Here is a 2,342-nt window from a genome sequence, read left to right as displayed (position 1 = left end):
CGGCGATAAAGTCGAAGAAACCTTTACCGTCTCTTCCGTTGATGGCACACCGTCGACCATCAAAGTGACGATTAATGGCACCAATGACCGCCCTACTATCTCAGGTACCTCAAGTGGCGCGGTGATCGAACAGGGCTTGAACACGGCAGGAAACCCCGATGCGACAGGGAGCTTAATCGCGACTGATATAGATAAGTCCGACACCGTTACGTGGGCAATCAATCAACCCCAAGGTCAATGGGGAACGCTGTCGATTGATCAGCATGGTCATTGGCACTATCAGCTAGACAATTCAACCGGCGGTGCCGCGGATAAACTCGCGGCTGGTGAACATCAGTCTGAATCATTCTGGATCACCGCTACCGATTCAACAGGAGCGACAGTCCCTCATAAAGTCGTTATCGATGTGCAAGGCAGCAACGACAAACCAATTGTCAGTGCGTGGACTCAGCTTCCTGCGGGTAAAGAGGATCAACCCGTAACCATCAAGGCTTCTGACTTGCTAACACATGCAAGCGATGTGGATAGTAGCGATGTATTGCACGTGACAAATTTGCAAGCGACACACGGTAGCCTGACTGATAATAAAGATGGCACTTATACCTTCACGCCAGATAAAGATTTCAATGGTGAGATTCGACTCACCTATGATGTGGTTGACGGCCATGGGGGCAGCGTCAGCACTCAAGCTAAGTTTGATCTTATCGCAACTCCAGATAACGCGATTATTACCGACGCACAAGCCAATGCAGACTTACGGGGAGTAACTGAAGATCGCGGCTATATAGATACCCACTACCAACTGCATTACGACGGCAGATTAAACATCCAAGACCCTGATAAGGGAGAGGCACAGTTTGATCCGAATATAGGCTCACAAACCTATCAAGGTATTGGCTACGACACCAAACTGGGTGGGCACATACTGCTCATGCGCGACGGTCACTACACCTATACCCTCGACAACCGCAATATACAGAACTTAGCGCAAGGCGAAGTTAAACACGATTCAGCCATTATACGCTCAGCAGATGGTACAACACACACGATAGAGCTAACGGTTCATGGTACCAACGATGCCCCAACCATCAATGCTCAGTCCCACTCAGTGACTGAAGGTGGAAGCGTTCTAAATGGACAAATGGTTGGCCAAGATATTGATACCGGTGCGGCCTTGACTTACAGCGCACCGCAGATTGATGGCTTGGTGGTTAATCCGGACGGCAGTTATAGCTTCGATCCTGCTCACTCTAGCTATCAATCGTTAGCATCAGGTGTCACGAAGACATTGACTGTTCCAGTAACAGTCACAGACGAGCATAATGCGAGCAGCACTCAAAACCTCTCAATAACGATTACAGGGGTTAATAATTCTGCCGTTATCGGCGGTGTCTATACTGGAGATGTTCATGAAGGGCATACCTATACAGCACCAGATGGTACAATGTCTGGTGGCTACGTCGATGATCGCTCACCAGATCATATGCATGGAAACATCGGCAAATTATGGAACGACGAAATACACACTGATGGTCACCTGAACATTGTTGATCCAGACTCCGGTGAAAGCCATGCCCAAACCGGCGTTTATTACGGCACTCATGGTCGTGTCATACTTCAGAGTAACGGAGATTGGAGCTACTACGCTTCCATAGGCCAAGACGCAACAGGTAGAAAGATTGATCACCTCGGCCAAGGTGAATCGATAACGGATACTGTCACCGTCAAATCGGCTGATGGCACCACTCACGATATTGTTGTCACCGTTCATGGCGATAACGACCGTCCGTATTGTTCTGGTGAAGTGCAACTGAACAGCGGTAAAGAAGATCTTGCTCAAACCATCACAGCAACCGAGCTAATCGCTAATACTGTTGACGTAGACGCCAACGATGCAGGTAAGCTCACTATCGCTAATTTGCATGCTGACCATGGCTCGATTCAAGACAATCACGATGGAACCTTCACCTTCACTCCAAGCCACAATTACAACGGCAGCGTCCACTTCACCTACGATGTGAAAGACGCGCATGGTGGTACAACACACACTGGCGCATCAACGACGCTCTCGGCTGTTGGCGATAAAGCCCAAATCGCTGGCGTTGATACTGGTTCAATAACCGAAAACAGCGCGGGTGTCGACATGTCACCCGACTATGCTCACTCAGGCATCGCCACACTTGACAATACAACACTCTATGCTGATGGCAAGCTGACCATCACAGACCCCGATGTAGGCGAGTCAGGATTTGAACGCCAAGGCAGCAATGGTTACGACTATCACGGCACCTATGGCGATCTAATCTTACTCACCGATGGCACCTGGCATTACCATGCCGATG

General features: G+C 49.4%; 1 protein-coding gene. It reads left to right on the top strand.

Annotation, left to right across the window (positions count from 1 at the left end):
- Positions 1-2,342, top strand: a 2,342-nt coding sequence (locus tag ACED41_RS21420; RefSeq protein WP_371725658.1) for a VCBS domain-containing protein, incomplete at both ends; no start/stop codon positions are given.

It is taken from the genome of Vibrio sp. 1F255 (assembly GCF_041439145.1).
Taxonomy (GTDB): domain Bacteria; phylum Pseudomonadota; class Gammaproteobacteria; order Enterobacterales; family Vibrionaceae; genus Vibrio; species Vibrio crassostreae_C.
The sequence above is the reverse complement of the archived record's forward strand: the minus strand, read 5'-3'. Positions and strand labels throughout refer to the sequence as shown.